Raw genomic sequence first — 17661 nt, 5'->3', positions numbered from 1 at the left:
TGAGCTCTGGGGTGAGCACGGCCGTCGAGCCCGAAGACGCCGTCGCGACGGTCCGCGCCGCAGCGGCCGTGCCCGTACGCCGTCGGCGCCGGCTCGCCGTCGGCCTCGCCGTCGTGGTGGTCGCGCTGATGGTCGTCCGCGTGCTGCTCGGCGGCTTCACCGTCACCGTGCCCGATTTCTTCCGCATCGTCTCGGGCACCACGATCCCCGGCGCCAGCTTCATCGTGATGGAGGTGAAACTGCCGCGCGCCGTGCTGGGTGCGCTGGTGGGCGTGGCCTTCGGCGTGGCCGGTGCCGTCTTCCAGGCCACGCTGCGCAATCCACTCGCCAGCCCCGACGTCATCGGTGTCTCGGTGGGCGCGAGCGCCGCCGCGGTCGCCGCGATCGTGGGCCTCGGCCTCGACGACTGGGGTGTCTCCGTGGCCGCGGTGGTCGGCGCCCTCGGCGCCGCGGGCCTGGTCCGGTTCGTCGCCGGCGACCACGCCACCCACCGCCTGGTGCTCGCCGGCATCGGTGTGCAGGCCGCGATGCTCTCGGTGATCCACTACTTCTTCACCCGCGCCGACGAGTGGGACGCCCAGTTGGTGCTGCGCTGGATCACCGGCTCGCTCAACCAAGCCGACTGGAGCACGATCGGGGTCCTGCTGGTCGTGCTCGCGCTCCTGCTCCCGGTCACGGCGCTCATGGCCCGCGCGATGCGGGTGGTCGAGCTCGGCGACGACCTTGCGCTGAGCCTGGGGGAGCGTCCCGCACGTCTGGTCGGACTGCTGGCGCTGGCCACGCTGCTGGCCGCCGTGGGGGTGGCCGCGGCCGGCCCGGTCGCCTTCGTCGCATTCCTCTCCGGGCCGATCGCCCGACGCCTCAATGGCGGGCGTACGACCCTGCTCGGCGCCGCGCTCGTCGGCGCCGCCGTCGTGGTCGGCGCCGACTTCGCCGCCGCCGAGCTGCTCGGGGGCACCAACTTCCCGGTCGGTGTCGTCACCGGTGTGCTCGGCGCCCCTTTCCTGCTCTGGCTGGTCGCGACCGGCCGCACCCGAAGGAGGTCGGCATGACCGCCCTGCGCCACCCCCCGGACCCGAGCCCCGTCCGCCCGAAGAGCGGGTCGCGCCTGCGGGCCGACGCCGTCAGCCTCGGCTACGACGGCCGCCGCGTCGTCGACGACCTCACCCTGGCGGTGCCCGACGGCCGGGTCACCGTGGTCGTCGGCGCCAACGCCTGCGGCAAGTCGACCCTGCTGCGGGGCCTGGCCCGACTGCTGCGCGCCGAGGGTGGAGCGGTGCTGCTCGACGGCCGCGACATCCACGACCGTCCCACCCGCGAGGTCGCGCGTACGCTCGGGCTGCTGCCCCAGACCGCCATCGCGCCCGAGGGCGTCACCGTCGTCGACCTGGTGGCCCGGGGCCGCCACCCGCACCGCGGGCTGGTGCGGCGGTGGAGTGACGAGGACGACCGCGCCGTCGCGGAGGCGCTCACCCTCACCGGCACCCTCGACCTGGCGCAGCGCCCGGTCGACGAGCTCTCCGGAGGCCAGCGTCAGCGGGTGTGGGTGGCGATGGTGCTGGCCCAGCGCACCGACCTGCTGCTGCTCGACGAGCCGACCACCTTCCTCGACCTGGCCCACCAGGTGGAGCTGCTCGACGTGCTCGCCGACCTCAACGCCGCCCGCGGCACCACGGTGGTGATGGTGCTCCACGAGCTCAACCTCGCCGCCCGCTACGCCGACCACCTCGTCGCCATGAAGGACGGCCGCGTCGTCGCCGCCGGTGACCCGCGCGAGGTGGTCACCGAGGAGCTGGTGCACGACGTCTTCGGGCTGCAGGCCTGCGTCGTGCCCGACCCCGTGACCGGGACGCCCCTCGTGGTGCCCGCCACCACCCGACGTCGCCCCCTCGGCACGCCGGCACCACCCACCCAGGAGGACCGATGACCGTGACCGACGCCCCCACGCTGCCCATGGTGCTGACCGAGGTCGAGGTGGCGCGCGTCGAGCGCCTCTCCTCCAGCTTCGTGCGTCTCGAGCTCGCCGGCCCTGCGTTGGCCGACGTCGGCCAGCCCACCCCTGAGCAGCCCTGGTTTGACCAGCGCTTCAAGCTCGTGGTGCCCCACGCCGACGGCGGCATCACCGACGTGTCGGCGGCCGACCCGACGTGGCTGACCACCTGGATGGACCGTCCCGAGGCCGAGCGCGGCCACATGCGCACCTACACCGTGCGTGAGCTGCGCGGCACCGGTGCCGACACCCGGGTGGTCGTCGACGTGGTCGTGCACGGCGGCGACGGCGGACCGGGCGAGCGATGGGCGGCCGCGGCGCAGGTCGGCGACCGGGCCGTGGTGCTGCTGCCCCGGCGTGGCGTCCCCTTCGGCGGCGTCGAGTTCGTCCCGCCGCTCGGGGCCGACCTGCTGCTGGTGGGTGACGAGACCGCCGTGCCCGCGATCTGCGCGATCCTCGAGCAGTTGCCCGCCGCCGCCCGGGGCGCAGCGTTCATGGAGGTGCCGCACGCCGACGACGTCCTGGGTGTCCGTGCCCCCGCCGGCGTCGAGGTGACCTGGGTGGCGCGCGAGCAGCGTACGCACGGGGAGGCGCTGACCGCCGCGGTCACCGCATACGTCGACGGCCAGGCCGTGGTGCTCGCCGAGCCCGAGGAGGTCGACGCCGACCTGTGGGAGACGCCGACGTGGTCGTCGTCGGGCGAGGACGTGGTCGGGGTCGCCGACCGCGCCGACCTCTACGCCTGGATCGCCGGCGAGGCCGGGGTCGTCACCAGCCTGCGTCGTTTCCTGGTCAAGGAGCGGGGGCTGGCCCGCGGTCAGGTGGCCTTCATGGGCTACTGGCGCCGGGGTGTGGCCATGAAGTCCTGACTCAGGCGACCTGCTTGAAGGGGTCGTGCTCGGCGAGCAGGCGGTCGATGCGGGCCTGGTCGATGCGGTGGTGCACGGCCTGGTTCTCCTGGTTGTCGCGCACCACCTTGGCGAGCGTGAAGGTCGAGGAGACCAGGAAGAGAGACGTCATCGCGAGGAAGGCGCGCGCCCACGGGTCGAGCGGCAGGAAGACGACGGCCCACGCGATGCCGAGCAGAGCGACGGAGAAGGCGATGACCGACTGCACGTAGAAGGCCTGGGTGTTCTTGGCGGTGGCGGGGGTGTTCTTGTCCATGCCTCCCAGCCTGTCGGGCAGAGAAATGCGGCGGAATGGGTGTGCGTACTCAACCCACCCGGGTGCCGCTACGCGGTCGGGCACGCGCAACTGTGCGCAGGATGCGTCCGCGGGCCGTGGTCTTCGCATCATCTGCACAATCGCCCGGCCAACCGGGAGCGGCCAGCGGCAGTGAGTGCTGACGTACGCACCACTGCGTGCCACGCGTCGAGGCGCCGAGGCGCGTGCGTACGCCCCAGCGTGCGGTCCACGTCGGCCAGCAGGTCGCGCGTGTCGCGCAACAGGTCGCGCGAGGTGTATCCGCGGCGGACCCACCCTGGGGCCTCCACCACCCGGTGGAACTCCCGGATCACCGTCTCCCACGGCGACTCGGACCGGCCGTCGGCCAGCGCGAGGACGCGGGGGAGGCGAGGAGCGCCGCGACGCCGGGCGGCGGCTGCGTGGGCCAGGTGGACCGGGTCCGCCAGCCGGAGGTGGAGCGCCGCAAAGCGCCCCGGGTGACGGGCAGCCATCCCCGACGGGGGTGCTGACCGCTGGAGGTGAGGAGGACGTCCATGGGCGAGAGTCTCGCCACGTCCGGCGTGAGCCGACTGCCCTCGGTGACGGTCTGTGGAGCGTCGGGATGCTGGGGAGGTGCCCTGGCCGGTGGTTCAACGGAACTGTGCGCGAAAGCGTCAGCGGATGGTGAACCGGATGGTGCGCTCGGTCACTGCCCGCGGGCTCGCGTTGTCGGTCACGCGCAGGTAGAGGGTGTATGAACCGGAAAGGGTGAAGGCGTCACTGATGATGCCTTCCGGCACTCGCCACACGACCGGACTCGTGCTGGCGGTGGGGGTGGATGGAGTCGTGTCTGCGGGCCGCCACGTGCCACAGCCGAAGAAGCTGTAGCCGTCGGAGATTCCCGAGGTTCCGGGGTTCCAGCACTGGGTGCCGAACCAGTTGACGCGTTGCAGGCGGTACTCGACCCGGTAGATGCCGTTGGCGTCAGTGGCGGTGCCACACGGAGTGCTGCGGCCGCAGGACAAGATGGCGTCTGCGGAAGCCAGTTCGGGGGAGAGGTAGATGTCACCGTCCTCCGGCGCGGTGAACGTCACGCTGGGCGGCAGGTTCGTCGTGCCGCACTGGATGCCGGTCGCCGTGACCAGCACGCCCACTCGGCGCTCCTGGGCCGAGCGCCACGGCGTGGTCGCGCTGCCCTTGAGTTGCGAGATCCCCACGAGGTTGTAGGCCGCCTGGGTGCTCGAGACCTCCGCCTTGGTGAAGGTGATCGCCACCGGATCGTTGGCCGCGCCCGTCGGCGAGACCGTCTTGATCGGGGAACCGGTGATCGGGCCGTCCACCGGCGTCCGGTACCAGAGCATGCGATATCGGGGAGAGGCCACCTTGGCGTTGACGACGATGTCGGCGCCCGACTGCACGCACTGGTTGGTGTCGGCGAGGTCGAAGATGCGCACCTGGTGGCCCTGGATGACGCCGGCCTCGAACATCCCCGGGTCACTGAAGTAGGCCTCGGTCATGGGCACGGGCGCCAACGACGCCGTGGCCAGTCCGACGGCGGCGACGATCGCAGCACCGGACGCGGCGGTGGCGGCCGCACTGGACCCGGATCGCGGAGTGTCCGGGGCGTCATCGCGCCGCGATCGCCTGCTCCACAGGCTGGCGAGCAGGAGCGCGACGATGATGCCCGCGGCGAACATCGCCCAGGGGCTGGCCATCCAGTTGGCCAGGTAGCCGAGGTAGGGCACGTCGAAGAAGACCCGGTCGACCTCGGTCACCAGGTAGGCCTCGTCGTCGGGGCCGGCGTTGGAGTCGCCTTTGAGCGTAAGGCTGACCTGCTCACCTGCGCCCTCGTCGATCTCCACGACGCGGTGGGTGACCCGGACGCCTTCTGCGCTGATGACGGTGACGATGTCGCCGACCTTCACCTCGCCGGCGTCGACGGTGCGGGCCAGCCCGAGCGCGCCGGCCTCGATGGCGGGAGCCATCGAGCTCGAGCGGAAGATCAGGGGTTGCACCCCGGCGGCGATCGTTGCGATGCCGAGGACCAGGGAGATCGCGCCGAGGAGGGCCGTCACCCACAGCACGGCGTTGCCGGCCACGGAGATCCCCCGAGTCAGCTGCGGGGGGATCACGGCGCGCCGATCTGCTTCGCCTCGAGGGCGACCTGCACGGTCGTCGACGCACTTTGGATGCTGTTGGGCGCGTCGAGGTCGAGGCCCGCCAGGATGCAGACTTGGATCTCCTGGTTGGGGGCCAGAGCGACAGGTGCATTGCCGGGGGTGACCACGCGGGGGGTGGTCGAGAGCTGGTGGGGGTTCCCCGTCCACAGCGTCGCGGTGTTCTCGCCCCACCACATCGTCCCGCCGGTGCAGGTGCCGGTGCGGTTCACGGCCTCGCGGGTGCCGGTGTTGGAGGCCACGCCTCCGAGCATGGTCTTCGCGACGAGAAAGCCCTCGCCGCCTGACCAGAACGAGTTCGTGGTCGAGGTGCCGACGCCGGTGAACGTCAAGGGCGTGGAGCCGACGTTGCGGATGTGCAGCTCCATTGCGACCGACTCACCGGGGGAGACGTTGTCGAGCTGCATCACCGAGTAGTTCCAGTTCTCGTTGAGGCCGACGGCCGACCAGACGACCTGGCCGGTCGCGGGGTCCCGACCACCCAGCTGCAGGTCGAGGCGGCCGGCCGCGATCGTTCCGGTGGTGAAGGTGGCGTTGTCGGCCCAGTAGGCGCTCGTGCCGACGGCGGCGAAGCCGAGGACGAGACCCAGGGAGAGCAGCAGACGCACCTGGACCGACGCGAGCCAACGCCACGCGGTGCGCAGCGGCGTACGCCTCGTGGGGGTCACGGTCTCAGGCACGGTCACGTCGTCTCTCATCCCAGATCAGCTTCTTCGGTTTCATCATGGCGCCGGCGGACAAGCATGACCAGCCAGAAGGCGGCCGCCAGGGTGGCGAACAACCCCGGGAGCCAGAACACCTGGTCGATGCCGTCCTCGAACGGGCGTGCCGCGTCCGGGGCAGCGTCAGGGTCCGGGGAAGGGGTCGGTGTCCCGTCGGGCGTACCGGGCGTCCTCGATGGTGCGCTGGGGCCCGGGAGGGGAGCCAGGGCGTCGTCGGAGCCGGGCGTCGTCACCGGAGGTCCACTGCTCGGGGCCGGAGTCGGGTCGGGGCTCTGGGTCGGCGACGGCGTCGGCGTCGGCGGACGGTCGTCACCGGAGTCCGTGGACGCCAGGAGCGCCCCCACACTGAACGAGAACCCGAGCCCTTGTGAGGCATTGGTGGAGGAGCGCGGCAACGTCGCCCTGATCTCAACGTGCGTACGCTCTCCCGGCGCCAGCGCGTGCGGCGTGCTCCAGGCGGTGTCGAAGGGTTCCCACGCGCCGCCGTCGGCGCGGACGCGGAGGTGGAGGTGGTCGTACGTCGCCGGGTCGTCGACCTGCGGCGTCAGCTGGACCCGGAGCTCGGTCTCGTCGGCCGACTGGTTGCGCGCCCAGAAGCCCGCGGTCTCGGCGTCGCCGGGCACCCAGCGCGCGGCGGGGGAGAAGAGCGGGTCGGTGAGGTTGGCCGTCCAAGGGCCCTGGGGAGCCGAGCTCAGTCCCAGCGCGTGCGCCGGGGCGTCGTCGGAGGCCAGGGCTGACGTGGGCAGCAGGATCACGGCGGCAAGCGTCAGTGCGGCGAGCCGCCTGACGGTGTGCCTCATGATCCTTGCTCCTTCGTCGTGTCGTCCCTGCGTCCGTCCCTGCGTCGCGTCCGGTCGCGCAGTGCACTGCCGAACATCCAGAGGGCGTACGCCCCCAGTCCGCCGGCTACGACGTAGACCGCCGTGTTGCGCTGCTCCTGCTCCAGTGCGTTGCTCATCCAGCCCAGCTTGGGCACCGCGTACCAGAGAGTGCCTCGGATCTGGACCGGGATGACCGGCTCCGCGTCGTCACTGTCGTTGGCGTCGCCGCGGGTGGTGAAGACCCGCTCGCCGTCGGCCCGGTATCCGACCGAGGTGACGCGGTGCGTCACGGTGGCCCGGCGGCCCGACTCGAGCTGGTAGGTGATGACCGTGCCCACTCCGATCTCCTCGACCGGTGTCGGCTTGACCACCACCAGGGTGCCCGGGGGGTAGTTCGGCTCCATCGAGCTGGTGAGGATCGTGTAGGGCGTCGCGCCCGCGATCCTCGGGATCAGCACCGCCACCACGATCGCGGAGGTGGCCCCGAGGATGACGACCCAGGCGATCACCTGGCCGACCCACCGCAGCGCCGCGAAGCGCTTTCGGTCGGTCGTGGTCGTCGTCATGCCTCGGAACCCCTCCTGGGGCGATGGTCGATGCCGGGGTCAGGTAGGCGTCACGGGGCGTCGGTCTGCGTCAGCGTGACCTTGCCGGCGGCAAGGTTGAGGGTCATCCCCTGCGAGTCGTTGTCGACAGCGGTGCCGAACGGGAAGTTGACCACGACGGTGGCGCCGAGCACGTCGCCGTCGTTGGCTTCGGTGATCTCGGCGCCAGCGGTCAGGGGATCGCCCTCGAGCGTGTACGTGTCGTTGACGGTGAGCTTGGCAGCAAGGCTCCCGTCCGCCTCGAGACCGCTGAAGGAGACGTCGGCCTGCAGGTTGTCGCCGGTCGCGTCGATCGTCCACGCGCCGGTGTAGGTGAGGGTGTCACCCGGGACGATGCGGACGGACGAGAGGTTGTTGCCGGTGACGGTGGTGCCGTTCAGCCTCCAGGTGGCGGCCGGGTCGGTGACCGGGTCGAGGGCCAGGGTGCCGGCCTCGATGGCGCCACCGGCGATGGAGCCCTCGGCGTTCCAGTAAGCCAGCGTGCCGGCGCCACCCATCAGGAGGACGGCTGCGGCTCCGGCGGCGATTGCGCCCTTGGTGGACTTGTTCATGTTCTTCATCTCCCGCGTAGTGGTGAATGATCGACCATCGATCACCGCGAGGAGTACGTACCCCTCGCCCATTTAGGGTATGTCGTTTTGTGCATGGCCCATAGGGATTCTGGAGAACTGCGCCCGATATCACAGTCACGCCGGAGGATCTTCGTCGAGCGGCGTCCGATTCGAGTTGGCGCAGTCCACGAAACGACGAGGCCGCCGCCACCCCCAACGGGGTGACGGCGGCCTCGTGACCCAGGTGCCTACAGGTCGAACAGGCTCTCCGCGCCGTGGATGTCGGCGTCGGTGCGCGGCGTGTGTGCCTCGCCGCTGACCTGGACGTCGGCAGCCGGCGCGGTCGGCGCCGCGGGGGTGGCTGGCGCCTCCTCGGCGGCAGCCACCGGCTCCGCCTCAGCCGGCGTCTCGGTCGCAGGTGCCTCCTCTGTCGGGGCGTCCGCGGCGAAAGCTTCCTCGGTGGGCGCCTCCGCGACCGGGGTCTCCTCGACGGCGGTCTCGACGGGTGCTGCCGGCGTCGGGGCCGGCGCGGAGCCCGGCTCGACGGTGACGGCGCCCTCGGGGGCCTCGATGTCGAAGAGCGATCCGCTGGCGTTGATGTCGACGTCCGTACGCGGCGTGCTCGCCGTCCCGCTGCTGGCCACCGGGGCGGCCGGGGTTGCCGGGGCGGCCGGGGCGGCCGGGGCCGGAGTGGCCTCGGGAGCCGGAGCTGCCTCGGCCTCGGGGGCGGGCGCCTCCTCCGGGGTCTGCTCGGCGGGTGCCTCCTCGGCGGCCGGAGCCTCCGTGGGTGCGGCCGGGGCCGGGGTGGCGCCCGGCTCGGCGGTGACGGCGCCCTCGGGGGCCTCGATGTCGAAGAGCGATCCGCCGGCGCTGATGTCGACGTCCGTACGCGGTGCGCTCGCCGTCCCGCTGCTGGCAGCCGGGGCTGCCGGAGCAGCCTCGGCCGGAGCTGCCTTGGCCTCCGGAGCCTCGGCCGGAGTGGCCTGCTTCGCCGGAGCCTCCTCCGCCGGGGCAGCGATGTCGAAGAGCGACCCGCCGGCGCTGAGGTCCTGTGCCGGGGCGGCCTCAGTCGGAGCCGCCTCGGCCTTCGGAGCCTCGGGCGCCGGAGCAGTCGGGGCCGACTTCTCCGCGGGAGCCTCCTGGGTGGGTGCGACGTCGAAGAGCGAGCCAGACCCCAGGTCGGCAGCCGGCTCGGCCTTCGCCTCGGGCGCAGCCTTCTCCTCGGTCGGCGCGACGTCGAAGAGCGACCCGCCGGAGGTGTCGGCCGGTTTCTCCTGCTTGGCCTCCGTCGGAGCCGGGGTGTCGAAGAGCGACCCGCCCGACGCGGCGGGCTTCTCGGCCTCGGCGGGCGCCGGGGTGTCGAAGAGCGATCCGCCGGCGGCCTCGCCCGACGCCTTGGCGTTGGCGCCCACGTCGGCGGGGTCGGTGACGGTGTTCTCGGTCTGGGTGACGTCGCCGACCTCCGGCTCGTCCTTGACCTCCTCGTCGCCCTTGGCCTTCGCCGTGGCGGTGGCGCCGGCGGTGGCCGCCTCCTTGGCGGAGCCGCGGACGGCGCGGGTGGCCTGCTCGCCCTTCACGGAGGCCAGCAGCATCTGCGCGACGTCGAGCACCTCGACGGCCTCGTCGGCGCGTCCGGCGGCCTGCTCGGCGGTGAGGCCGTCGGCCAGCATCACGCGGCAGAAGGGGCAGCCGACGGCGATCTGGTCGGCTCCGGTGGCCACGGCCTCCTGGGTGCGGTTGACGTTGATGCGCGAACCGAGGTTCTCCTCCATCCACATGCGGGCACCGCCGGCGCCGCAGCAGAACGAGCGCTCCTCGGCGCGCTCCATCTCGACGTACTCGGCGCCGGGAAGGATCTGGAGCAGCTCACGCGGCGGCTCGTAGACCTTGTTGTGGCGACCCAGGAAGCAGGGGTCGTGGTAGGTGATGGAGCGCTTCGCGGCGCCCTTGCCCTCCTTGACCGGGGTCAGCTTGCCCTCGCGGACGAGGCGGTTCAGGAGCTGGGTGTGGTGGATGACCTCCAGCTCGATCCCGAACTCCTTGTACTCGTTCTTGAGCGTGTTGAAGCAGTGGGCGCAGGTCGAGACGACCTTCTTGACCTTGTACTCCTTGAACGTCTCGACGTTTTGCTCGGCCAGCGACTGGAAGAGCATCTCGTTGCCGGCGCGACGGGCGGAGTCACCGGTGCAGGTCTCGCCGTTGCCCAGGACGCCGAAGGAGATGCCGGCGATGTCGAGCAGCTCGGCCACCGCACGGGTGGTCTTCTTGGCGCGGTCCTCGTAGGCGCCGGCGCAGCCGACCCAGAAGAGCCAGTCGACCTCTTCGAGCGACTCGATGGTGTCGCCGACGACGGGCACCTCGAAGTCGAGGTCCTTGGCCCAGTCGAGGCGGGCGTTGGGCGACATGTTCCAGGGGTTGCCCTTGCCCTCCAGGCCCTTGAAGAGCTGGTTGAGCTCGGCGGGGAAGTTGGACTCCACCAGCATCTGGTAGCGACGCATGTCGTTGATGTGGTCGACGTGCTCGATGTCGACGGGGCACTGCTGCACGCAGGCGCCGCAGTTGGTGCAGGACCAGAGCACGTCCTCGTCGATGACGTAGTCGCCACCCTCGGGGTTGTAGAACCAGTCGAGCACCTCGGTGCCCTCGCCGGTGGCCGCGTCCTGGTCGCCCTTGCCGATGAGCGAGCGGTTGACGACGCCGGCCAGGGCCGGGTCCTTCTCGAGCAGCGCGGTGGCGGCCTCGGAGCCCTCGCCGCCGGCGTTCAGGTAGGGGGCCTTGGCGTAGGCGTGCTCACGCAGACCCATGACCAGCAGCTTGGGGGAGAGGGGCTTCTCGGTGTTCCAGGCGGGGCACTGCGACTGGCAGCGGCCGCACTCGGTGCAGGAGGTGAAGTCGAGGATGCCCTTCCAGGAGAAGTCCTCGACCTTGCCGACGCCGAAGGTGGTCTCCTCGTCCATCTCCTCGAGGGCCTCCATGGTGAACGGCTTGCCGTCGACCAGCAGGGGCTTCATCGCGCCGAGCGCGACCGAACCGTCGTCCTCGCGCTTGAACCAGATGTTGAACCAAGCAGTGAAGCGGTGCCAGGCGACACCCATGGTGAGGTTGGAGGAGATCACCATCAGCCAGATCATCGCGGAGACGATCTTGATCATCGCGATGGTGAAGATGATGTTCTTCAGCGCGGTCTCGTTCTCGGGGTAGAGGTGCGAGAAGAGCTGCGAGACCGGAAACTCCCAGGCACCGACCGCCTTGTCGGTGTCCATGTTGAAGAGCTTGTACTCCGCGCCGCGGATGAAGAGGATGGCCGACGACTCCAGGATGACCATGGCCTCGACGAAGTAGGCCTGCCACTGGGTGGAGCCGAAGAAACGGCTGCGGCGGCCCTTGGCCGAGGGGCGGTTCTTCAGGCGGTAGATCAGGAGCGGCAGGATCGCGAGCGTGCCGAGCAGGCCGAGGAACTCCGCGATCCAGGTGTAGGGCGGCCAGTGGCCGAAGATCGGCAGCGCGAAGTAGGGGTCGAAGAGCTGTCCGTACGCTCCGCCGACGGCCGTGGCCAGCACGATGAACGCCGCGAAGGCGAACCAGTGCAGGATGCCCACCCACGTCCACTGGAGCATGCGCGTGTGGAGCACCGTCTCCTTGAGCATGGTGAGGGTGCGTCCGACGGGGTTGCCGCTCCGGCCGACGGCCGGCTGGCCGATCTTGATGACGCCGAGCATGCGCTTGACGGCCAGCGCGGTGATGGCGACGCCCACGACCGTGAAGGCCAGTGAGATGACGATCGCTGCGATCTGCATGGGGGAGCTCCTCGTTCAGGCGTGACGCACCGAAGCCTAGGCGAGGGTGCGCTGGGAGACACGGGGTGACGCGTGAGATGGATACTACCGATCGGTAACCTGCGGCGACATGATGTCCCCATGAACACGTCTCCCGGAGCGGACCCGTCCCGCCCCCAGCGCCCCCGCGAGCTCACCCTTCAGGCCGCCCAACTGGCCGTGTCGATGATGGAGAGGGCCGCCCAGGGGGGAGCCACTGAGCTCCCGGCCGCCGAGGTGAAGATCGGGCTGCCGCTCGAGCGCACCGTCGACGTCGACCCGGCCACGGGTCACGCGTTGCACCCCTTCGGCACCTCGGGTGCCGAGGTGGCCGCGACCTACCTGTTGGTGCACTCGCTGCCGCTGGCCTGCCGGGCCGTACGAGTGACCGAGGGCGAGCCCGGTGCCGGCGGGTGGCGCGTCGAGCTCGACGCGCCCGTCGAGGCGTACGTCACGAGCGGCGCCCTGCGCGAGTTCGACGCCGTCTGACGTCAGGCCCGGTGCGTGCCGCCGGTCTCGCCCTGCTGGCCGGTGTCGGGGTGGGTGCCGGCGTCGGGGTCGAGTCGGTCGGCCTCGCGCACCCGGTCCTCGTGCCGGGCGGCCTGCTGGAGGTAGTCGGTCTCGGCGTGCTGGGCGCGCTCCTCAGCACGCTCCGCCTCGCGGCGCAGCTTCTCCGCCCTGACCTGCTCCTCCTTGGCCCGCAGCTCGGCGTCGGGCAGCACCTCCGCCTGGCGGTCGGCCTGCTGCCGCAGCTCGTTGGCCCGCTCGGCGCGCTCGCGGCGCTTCATCTCCTCACGCTCGGCCTTCTTGCGCTTCGCCAGCCATGCGACGAGCCCGACGAGGGCGAGCACCACGACGACGGCGACGACGATCCAGACGATCTCCTGAGTGTCCATGAGAGGACCACTACCCAGGCGCGGCCCGGGAATCACCCGAAGAAACCGAAGATCTTCCTTGCCAGCGGGGCGGGCACCAGCCTCATGGCGCGGTCCAGCAGCGGCGGGAGGCCGCGTACGGCAGCGATCGGGTCTCCCAGCGGCTGGCCCGGCACCGAGCCGAGCGTCATCATGCCGATGGTGGAGGCGGTCAGCGACGCCGTGAGCGCCTCGACGTCGAGGGCGCCCTCCAGTTTGCGCAGCCGCAGGACCTGGCCGATGGCCGCGGAGACGGCGGCGTTCCAGCGCTCCATGTTCTCGTGCAGCATGGCGGCCATCGCGTCGTTGGTGTAGGCCCCGGCGATGATGGTGCTGAGCACCGCCGCGGAACCGTCCTCACGGGCGCGCTCCGCCATGGTGGCTCCCACGCGGTAGAGCTCCTCGAACGAGGAGACGGAGGTCAGGTCGCCCAGGTAGTCGGCGATCATCGAGGTCGTGGCCCGCTCATAAGCCGCTTGCAGCAGCCCGTCGACCCCGTCGAAGTGGTAGTAGACGAGCGCCTGGTTGACGCCGGCCTCGCCGGCGATGCCGCGGGCGGTGAGCGCCTTGGTGCCGGACGTGGCGGTGACCCTCACGGCCGCCTCCATCAGGGCGACCTTGGTCTCCTCGGTGCTCATCGTTCTCCCGGGGTGCTCGACAGGGTGCGGGGGCCCAGGCCCACCGCGTCTCCTATGAGTTGTAGCACCCGGGCCACGCCGGGCAGCCTCATCCACCAGCCCAACCAGGCGAGTGGCAGCGTGGAGTGCTCCAGAGCGCGGGCGAAGGCGCCGATGCCCGACGAGCTCGAGGTGGCGTCCTCCCAGTGCATCCGGCGCAGCGCTCGGGGCGCCTGCTCGGCCGGACGCCGGACGAGGCCCGTCGGTCGCAGCGTGTCCACCACGGCGCCGGTCGCGGAGCAGAGGGGACAGGTCTCGCTGACCCAGAGCGTCGCGGGGCTCGGCACGTGGGGTCGCCAGCGTGGCAGCCAGCCGCGCACGTGCCGGCGGTAGGAGGCGTACGCAGACCAGCGGCGGCTGAGGGTGAGGCGCTCGTGGTGCTCCGCCAGCACCACCGCGAAACCGACGGCGAAGAGCACTCCCACTCCCAGCGTCCGCGAGCCCGACGCCAGGGCCAGCAGTGCGAGCAGTCCTGAGGCGCCCACCTGCATCGGGTTGGCGAGGTAGGCGTAGGGACCGGTGGTGACCAGCCGGGTCGGCGGGTCCCACGGAAACGGGGTGCCGCCGGCGCGGTGGAGCTCGGTCACGGCGGCCAGCGCGGGCACCGCGAACCCGACCGCCGCCGTCAGCAGCAGCGCGCGCACCGGGTAGGAGTGGTCGACCACGTCGTGCCAGCCGAGGCCGTCGGCCGCCAGCGCCAGGTGGGGCAGGAGCCAGCCGAAGAGTCCGGTGAAGAGGGTGGCCTGGAGCGTGACCCGCAGCGGCAGCCACCGGCGCTCGACGGTGGCGCGGCCCAGCAGCAGGCCGGGCGTCGCGGCGGTCACGAGCAGCAGCGCCTCGCCGACCAACCAGCCGTCGTCGAGCTCGACGAGCGGGGTCATCAGCGGCATGGCCACCAGGTCGACCCAGGCGAAGCCGGCCAGCCACGCCCACACCGGTCCGCCCAGCAGGGTCGGCACCGCGCCCCACAGCAGAGCCCAGCCGAGCGAGACCTCGAGGGGCATGCCGGCCACGGTGGTGGGAGCCTCGCGGAAGCGCCACAGGTCGGTCGCCTGCTCGACGGCGAGCACCGTCACGCCCACAGCCAGCGTCGCGAGCGCAGCTGCGGGCGTACGCCCCGCGAGGTCGCCGCGGTGGGCGCGCCACGCCGCGGCGCCCGCGGTGGCGAGCAGCGCGACGGCCAGGACGAGGTTGCGCACGAGGGCGGGGGAGGCGCTGGTGGCGTCGACGGGGTCCATGGTTCAGTCCAGGCTGGCGAGGAAGGCGGCGGTGCCGGCGCCCATGAAGAGCTCGCTGACGGGGCCGAACCAGAAGGCCGGGTCGAGGTCGCGTTCGTAGACGACCTCCATCTCCGCCACGCAGCCCTCGTCGGTCTGCTCCCAAGTCAGCGTGCCCTCGCGCAGGGTGACCCAACGGGTGGTCCGGGCGTCGTCGGCGGTGACGTCGAAGGCGAGGCGCCCGCCGCGCTCGGTGGTCTCGCGGTCGCTGACGACGGTCTCGATGCCGCCCGCCGGCATGGCCAGGCTCCAGGTGTCGCCCACGGCCAGCCCGTCGCCCGTCGCGGAGGTGGGGGTGGGGTACTGGGCCAGTCGCAGCAGCCAGCCCCGGTCGTCCTGGGCGTCGATCTGGGGGCCGCGCTCCAGCGCCGCCAGGAAGTCGCCGCAGTCGGCGGCAACCACCCGGTCGGCGCTGACGTCGTGCTCGGGGCTCACGCGCAGGCCGGGCACGGCTCCCTCGAGGGCCAGAACGACCAGCACGCCGGCCAACGACCAGCGCGTGCGTCGCCTTCGCGCCAGCCTCACGGCGCCGTGGATGGCGAAGGCGACCCCGTAGACGAGAGGGCTGACGATCAGGACGCACAGCGCCCCCTCGTGAAGGAAGGCGGAGACCAACAGCAGGGCCACGGTCACGGCCTGGAAGAGCTGGCCCGAGGAGTCGCGCACCGGCGCCAGCCCGACGACGAGAGCCAGCAGCGCCGGCACGCCCACGAAGAAGAGCGCGGTGTCGAGGCGACCGATCGCCCCGGCCAGCACGGTCGCGACGAGGGCGACGGGCACGACCGCGCCCAGCATGAGCCCGATCCGGGCGCGGGTCGTGGGCAGGTCGTCCGCCGCTCCGGAGGGCTCAGAGTCGGGGCTCGGCGAGGGGTACGTTGGCAGGTTCATGGTTTGAGCATATGTTTCAAACACACGCTCAAGCAAGAGGTGCGTGGGGCGAAGGGCCTGAGCAATGCCCCGGACACGACAGGAGGGCCGCACCCGACGGGTGCGGCCCTCCTGTCTCGGGGGGAGTCCTGGAGCAGTTACCAGACTCGGCGGGCGCTGCCGCCGATCGGGACGAAGTTCAGGATGAGGCCGACGACGATCAGGATGAGACCGATCGTGGTCAGGACCGGCATGCTGAGGACAAGGCCCAGGATGAGCAGGATGAGACCCAGTGCGACCATGGTGGTTTCCTCCTTGGAGGTCACATTGCGAACGAGGCCGTTCGCGCTTGACCCCAAGACTCCCCGGGGCTTCTGGGCTTGAAACCAAGAATTCTCAGACTTCTTTCGTACCGCATATCGGTCAAGTGGGGCGTGGAGTCTGCGCTCAGCGCACCGAGGCGGCGTTGACCCCGCCCCCCGACGAGTGTCAGCCTCGTGCCTGGGAGGACAGACACATGAGGGAACACGCACGCCTGCGTCACGCCGTCGTCGCGGCACTGGCCGCCGTCGTGGCGCTGCTGCTGGCGCCCGCGGCGAGCTGGGCCGAAGACCCCGAGGTGACGCTGAGCAGCAGCAGCCTCCGGGTGGGCGACCAGGTCCAGGTCACTGCCCGCGGCTTCGCCCCCGGGGAGGCGGTCACGGTCGCTGTCTGCGGCGCGGCCGACGCTTCGGGTCGCCTGGCCTGCGCCCAAGGAGTCGACGCGGTCGTGGCGGCCGACGGCACGCTCAACCAGGCCCTGGCCGTGGGAGAACCGGCCGGACCGTGCCCCTGCACCGTGGTCGTCGACGGACTCGAGGGTCCGCCCCACACGGCCCGGATCGATCTCCTGGGCTATCCGGTGCTCAAGAAGCCCAAGGCGCCCGAGGTCGTCGTCGACTCCGCGACGCTCCAGGGCAGCGGTGGCATCGGCCACTGGTTCGGCCTGTCGCCTGAGCCGACTCTGGAGCTGGTGCTGCGCAACGCCGGTGTCTCGGCCGCCCAGCCCGCCCTCGACCTCTCCTGGCGTGACGGCGACGACGAACCCGTCGCGATCGTCGACTCCGGGGTGCCCGTCATCGAGCCCGGTGACTCGGTCACCTTCTCCATCCCCCTGGACCTCGGCACCTTTGCGCAGGGTGAGCACACCGTCGTCGGCCAGGTGGTGGTGGGCGACCTCTTCGCGCCGGTCGAGGCCCGCACGACCGTGGGGCCCTGGGGCCTGTACGCCTTGGTCCTCGCTGCCCTGGTCGGCGGCGCGGTGATGCGGGCCCGTAGCGTCACGGCCGGCTCCGCCAGCCCCGTCCGCTCGGCCAGCCCTGCTGCCACGCCGCAGCGCTCGCGGCGCCGCGCTGCCCCCGCTCGCAGCGTCTCGGCCCCCCGCACGCCAGCGCCCCGCACGCCAGCACCCCGCACGCCAGCACGCGGCGCTGCCCCGGCCGCCGAACGCCCTGGGCGTCCTGAGAGCCCCCAGCGGCCGGCGCGCGAGGACCGCAGGTCGCGTGCCGGCCGCGAGCCGGCGTACGTCGGTCCGCCGCGGCTGGAGTCCACCCCCCTCGCGCCCCTGCCCTCCCGCGGGGACCGCTCGCCGGCGCAGGACGAGCGGGCCTCCACCCAGACCATGTCGCCGCTCGAACGGCTCAGTGCCTCGGCTCCCGGGCGTACGACGGCGACGGCGACCGCACCGGGCGTGCGGGTGCCCAGCCAGGGGGTGGCGCCGCGCGTCCCCACGCGGGAGGCCCCTCCGGCGCCCGCACCTGCGCCCGCGCCGGAGGTGCCGGCCGTGCAGGCGCACCAGGACCCCCAGCAGGACATGGCGACCGTCGCCCAGGCGCTGGCAGTGATCGCGGAGCGCGCCGAGGAGGCCCCGGCCCGGCTCCCCGACACCTATGCCGCGCCGGCTCCGCAGCCGGGCCGACGTGCCGACCGTGGCGGCAAGCGTGCGGCGCGCCCCGCGAAGGGCGCGTGGATCACCCGCCGCTGAGGATGCACTGAGCCCTCACGCACGAGGCCCCCGGGACGTCCCGGGGGCCTCGTGCGTG

Annotated in this window: 18 protein-coding genes; 5 read left to right on the top strand and 13 right to left on the bottom strand. The window is 71.9% G+C overall.

Annotated elements, in window-relative coordinates:
• Window positions 1-11 precede the first annotated feature (11 nt).
• From IEQ44_RS14165 to IEQ44_RS14155, 3 genes are read left to right on the top strand one after another with little or no spacing between them, the layout of a single operon-like run.
• A complete protein-coding gene (locus IEQ44_RS14165) occupies window positions 12-1052 on the top strand; it encodes a FecCD family ABC transporter permease (protein ID WP_319804688.1) in 1041 nt (346 codons plus the stop codon).
• Window positions 1049-1927 carry an ABC transporter ATP-binding protein gene (locus IEQ44_RS14160; protein ID WP_193639122.1) on the top strand — a complete coding sequence of 293 codons (879 nt, stop codon included), beginning with the start codon at window positions 1049-1051 and terminating at the stop codon, window positions 1925-1927. Before IEQ44_RS14165 ends, IEQ44_RS14160 begins: the two co-directional genes overlap by 4 nt.
• A complete protein-coding gene (locus IEQ44_RS14155) occupies window positions 1924-2859 on the top strand; it encodes a siderophore-interacting protein (RefSeq protein WP_193639121.1) in 936 nt (311 codons plus the stop codon). Before IEQ44_RS14160 ends, IEQ44_RS14155 begins: the two co-directional genes overlap by 4 nt.
• A 1-nt stretch (window position 2860) precedes the next feature.
• Here IEQ44_RS14155 and IEQ44_RS14150 read toward each other — a convergent pair whose 3' ends face one another.
• The 8 genes from IEQ44_RS14150 to IEQ44_RS14115 form a co-directional block, all read right to left on the bottom strand.
• Window positions 2861-3154, bottom strand: coding sequence for a YiaA/YiaB family inner membrane protein (locus IEQ44_RS14150; RefSeq protein WP_193639120.1), 294 nt, complete (start codon window positions 3152-3154; stop codon window positions 2861-2863).
• A gap of 128 nt (window positions 3155-3282) precedes the next feature.
• Window positions 3283-3666: a hypothetical protein gene (locus IEQ44_RS14145; protein ID WP_193639119.1), complete on the bottom strand. Its 384-nt coding sequence runs from the start codon at window positions 3664-3666 to the stop codon at window positions 3283-3285.
• 162 nt (window positions 3667-3828) lie between these two features.
• Window positions 3829-5286 carry a signal peptidase I gene (locus tag IEQ44_RS14140; RefSeq protein WP_193639118.1) on the bottom strand — a complete coding sequence of 486 codons (1458 nt, stop codon included), beginning with the start codon at window positions 5284-5286 and terminating at the stop codon, window positions 3829-3831.
• The gene (locus IEQ44_RS14135; protein WP_319804687.1) at window positions 5283-6011 is read right to left on the bottom strand and encodes a SipW-dependent-type signal peptide-containing protein; all 729 of its coding nucleotides are present in this window, start codon (window positions 6009-6011) and stop codon (window positions 5283-5285) included. The genes IEQ44_RS14140 and IEQ44_RS14135 overlap by 4 nt, the downstream gene beginning before the upstream one ends.
• 14 nt (window positions 6012-6025) lie before the next feature.
• Window positions 6026-6853: a hypothetical protein gene (locus IEQ44_RS14130; protein WP_193639116.1), complete on the bottom strand. Its 828-nt coding sequence runs from the start codon at window positions 6851-6853 to the stop codon at window positions 6026-6028.
• Complete coding sequence (locus tag IEQ44_RS14125) at window positions 6850-7440, bottom strand: signal peptidase I (protein WP_193639115.1); 591 nt, start codon at window positions 7438-7440, stop codon at window positions 6850-6852. Before IEQ44_RS14125 ends, IEQ44_RS14130 begins: the two co-directional genes overlap by 4 nt.
• 50 nt (window positions 7441-7490) lie before the next feature.
• Window positions 7491-8030, bottom strand: coding sequence for an alternate-type signal peptide domain-containing protein (locus IEQ44_RS14120; RefSeq protein ID WP_193639114.1), 540 nt, complete (start codon window positions 8028-8030; stop codon window positions 7491-7493).
• 248 nt (window positions 8031-8278) lie between these two features.
• Complete coding sequence (locus IEQ44_RS14115; protein ID WP_193639113.1) at window positions 8279-11827, bottom strand: (Fe-S)-binding protein; 3549 nt, start codon at window positions 11825-11827, stop codon at window positions 8279-8281.
• A gap of 120 nt (window positions 11828-11947) precedes the next feature.
• On the opposite strand from IEQ44_RS14115, the gene IEQ44_RS14110 reads away from it, so the two are divergent.
• On the top strand, window positions 11948-12334 hold the full coding sequence (locus IEQ44_RS14110; RefSeq protein WP_193639112.1) for a hypothetical protein: 387 nt from the start codon (window positions 11948-11950) through the stop codon (window positions 12332-12334).
• Window positions 12335-12336: 2 nt separating this feature from the next.
• On the opposite strand, the gene IEQ44_RS14105 is transcribed toward IEQ44_RS14110, so the two are convergent.
• The 5 genes from IEQ44_RS14105 to IEQ44_RS14085 all read right to left on the bottom strand — a co-directional run bounded on the left by IEQ44_RS14105 (window position 12337) and on the right by IEQ44_RS14085 (window position 15882).
• Window positions 12337-12741 carry a hypothetical protein gene (locus IEQ44_RS14105; RefSeq protein ID WP_193639111.1) on the bottom strand — a complete coding sequence of 135 codons (405 nt, stop codon included), beginning with the start codon at window positions 12739-12741 and terminating at the stop codon, window positions 12337-12339.
• Window positions 12742-12773: 32 nt separating this feature from the next.
• On the bottom strand, window positions 12774-13397 hold the full coding sequence (locus IEQ44_RS14100) for a TetR/AcrR family transcriptional regulator (RefSeq protein WP_193639110.1): 624 nt from the start codon (window positions 13395-13397) through the stop codon (window positions 12774-12776).
• On the bottom strand, window positions 13394-14674 hold the full coding sequence (locus IEQ44_RS14095) for a methyltransferase (RefSeq protein ID WP_193639109.1): 1281 nt from the start codon (window positions 14672-14674) through the stop codon (window positions 13394-13396). Before IEQ44_RS14095 ends, IEQ44_RS14100 begins: the two co-directional genes overlap by 4 nt.
• A 3-nt stretch (window positions 14675-14677) precedes the next feature.
• A complete protein-coding gene (locus IEQ44_RS14090; RefSeq protein ID WP_193639108.1) occupies window positions 14678-15601 on the bottom strand; it encodes a hypothetical protein in 924 nt (307 codons plus the stop codon).
• 137 nt (window positions 15602-15738) lie between these two features.
• Window positions 15739-15882, bottom strand: a complete 144-nt coding sequence (locus tag IEQ44_RS14085) for a hypothetical protein (protein ID WP_193639107.1) — start codon at window positions 15880-15882, stop codon at window positions 15739-15741.
• A gap of 215 nt (window positions 15883-16097) precedes the next feature.
• On the opposite strand from IEQ44_RS14085, the gene IEQ44_RS14080 reads away from it, so the two are divergent.
• Window positions 16098-17603 carry a hypothetical protein gene (locus IEQ44_RS14080; RefSeq protein ID WP_193639106.1) on the top strand — a complete coding sequence of 502 codons (1506 nt, stop codon included), beginning with the start codon at window positions 16098-16100 and terminating at the stop codon, window positions 17601-17603.
• The last annotated feature ends 58 nt before the right edge of the window (window positions 17604-17661 follow it).

It is taken from the genome of Nocardioides malaquae, from assembly GCF_015070385.1.
Taxonomy (GTDB): Bacteria; Actinomycetota; Actinomycetes; order Propionibacteriales; family Nocardioidaceae; genus Nocardioides; species Nocardioides malaquae.
This window is presented reverse-complemented; position numbering and strand designations above follow the sequence as displayed.

Excerpts from the sequence above, each read along its gene's own strand:
- IEQ44_RS14160 (WP_193639122.1), top strand. The coding sequence starts at position 1,049 with ATGACCGCCCTGCGCCACCCCCCGGACCCGAGCCCCGTCCGCCCGAAG.
- IEQ44_RS14155 (WP_193639121.1), top strand. The coding sequence starts at position 1,924 with ATGACCGTGACCGACGCCCCCACGCTGCCCATGGTGCTGACCGAGGTC.
- IEQ44_RS14150 (WP_193639120.1), bottom strand. The coding sequence starts at position 3,154 with ATGGACAAGAACACCCCCGCCACCGCCAAGAACACCCAGGCCTTCTAC.
- IEQ44_RS14145 (WP_193639119.1), bottom strand. The coding sequence starts at position 3,666 with ATGGCTGCCCGTCACCCGGGGCGCTTTGCGGCGCTCCACCTCCGGCTG.
- IEQ44_RS14130 (WP_193639116.1), bottom strand. The coding sequence starts at position 6,853 with ATGAGGCACACCGTCAGGCGGCTCGCCGCACTGACGCTTGCCGCCGTG.
- IEQ44_RS14125 (WP_193639115.1), bottom strand. The coding sequence starts at position 7,440 with ATGACGACGACCACGACCGACCGAAAGCGCTTCGCGGCGCTGCGGTGG.
- IEQ44_RS14120 (WP_193639114.1), bottom strand. The coding sequence starts at position 8,030 with ATGAACAAGTCCACCAAGGGCGCAATCGCCGCCGGAGCCGCAGCCGTC.
- IEQ44_RS14115 (WP_193639113.1), bottom strand. The coding sequence starts at position 11,827 with ATGCAGATCGCAGCGATCGTCATCTCACTGGCCTTCACGGTCGTGGGC.
- IEQ44_RS14110 (WP_193639112.1), top strand. The coding sequence starts at position 11,948 with ATGAACACGTCTCCCGGAGCGGACCCGTCCCGCCCCCAGCGCCCCCGC.
- IEQ44_RS14105 (WP_193639111.1), bottom strand. The coding sequence starts at position 12,741 with ATGGACACTCAGGAGATCGTCTGGATCGTCGTCGCCGTCGTCGTGGTG.
- IEQ44_RS14100 (WP_193639110.1), bottom strand. The coding sequence starts at position 13,397 with ATGAGCACCGAGGAGACCAAGGTCGCCCTGATGGAGGCGGCCGTGAGG.
- IEQ44_RS14095 (WP_193639109.1), bottom strand. The coding sequence starts at position 14,674 with ATGGACCCCGTCGACGCCACCAGCGCCTCCCCCGCCCTCGTGCGCAAC.
- IEQ44_RS14090 (WP_193639108.1), bottom strand. The coding sequence starts at position 15,601 with ATGAACCTGCCAACGTACCCCTCGCCGAGCCCCGACTCTGAGCCCTCC.
- IEQ44_RS14085 (WP_193639107.1), bottom strand. The coding sequence starts at position 15,882 with ATGGTCGCACTGGGTCTCATCCTGCTCATCCTGGGCCTTGTCCTCAGC.
- IEQ44_RS14080 (WP_193639106.1), top strand. The coding sequence starts at position 16,098 with ATGAGGGAACACGCACGCCTGCGTCACGCCGTCGTCGCGGCACTGGCC.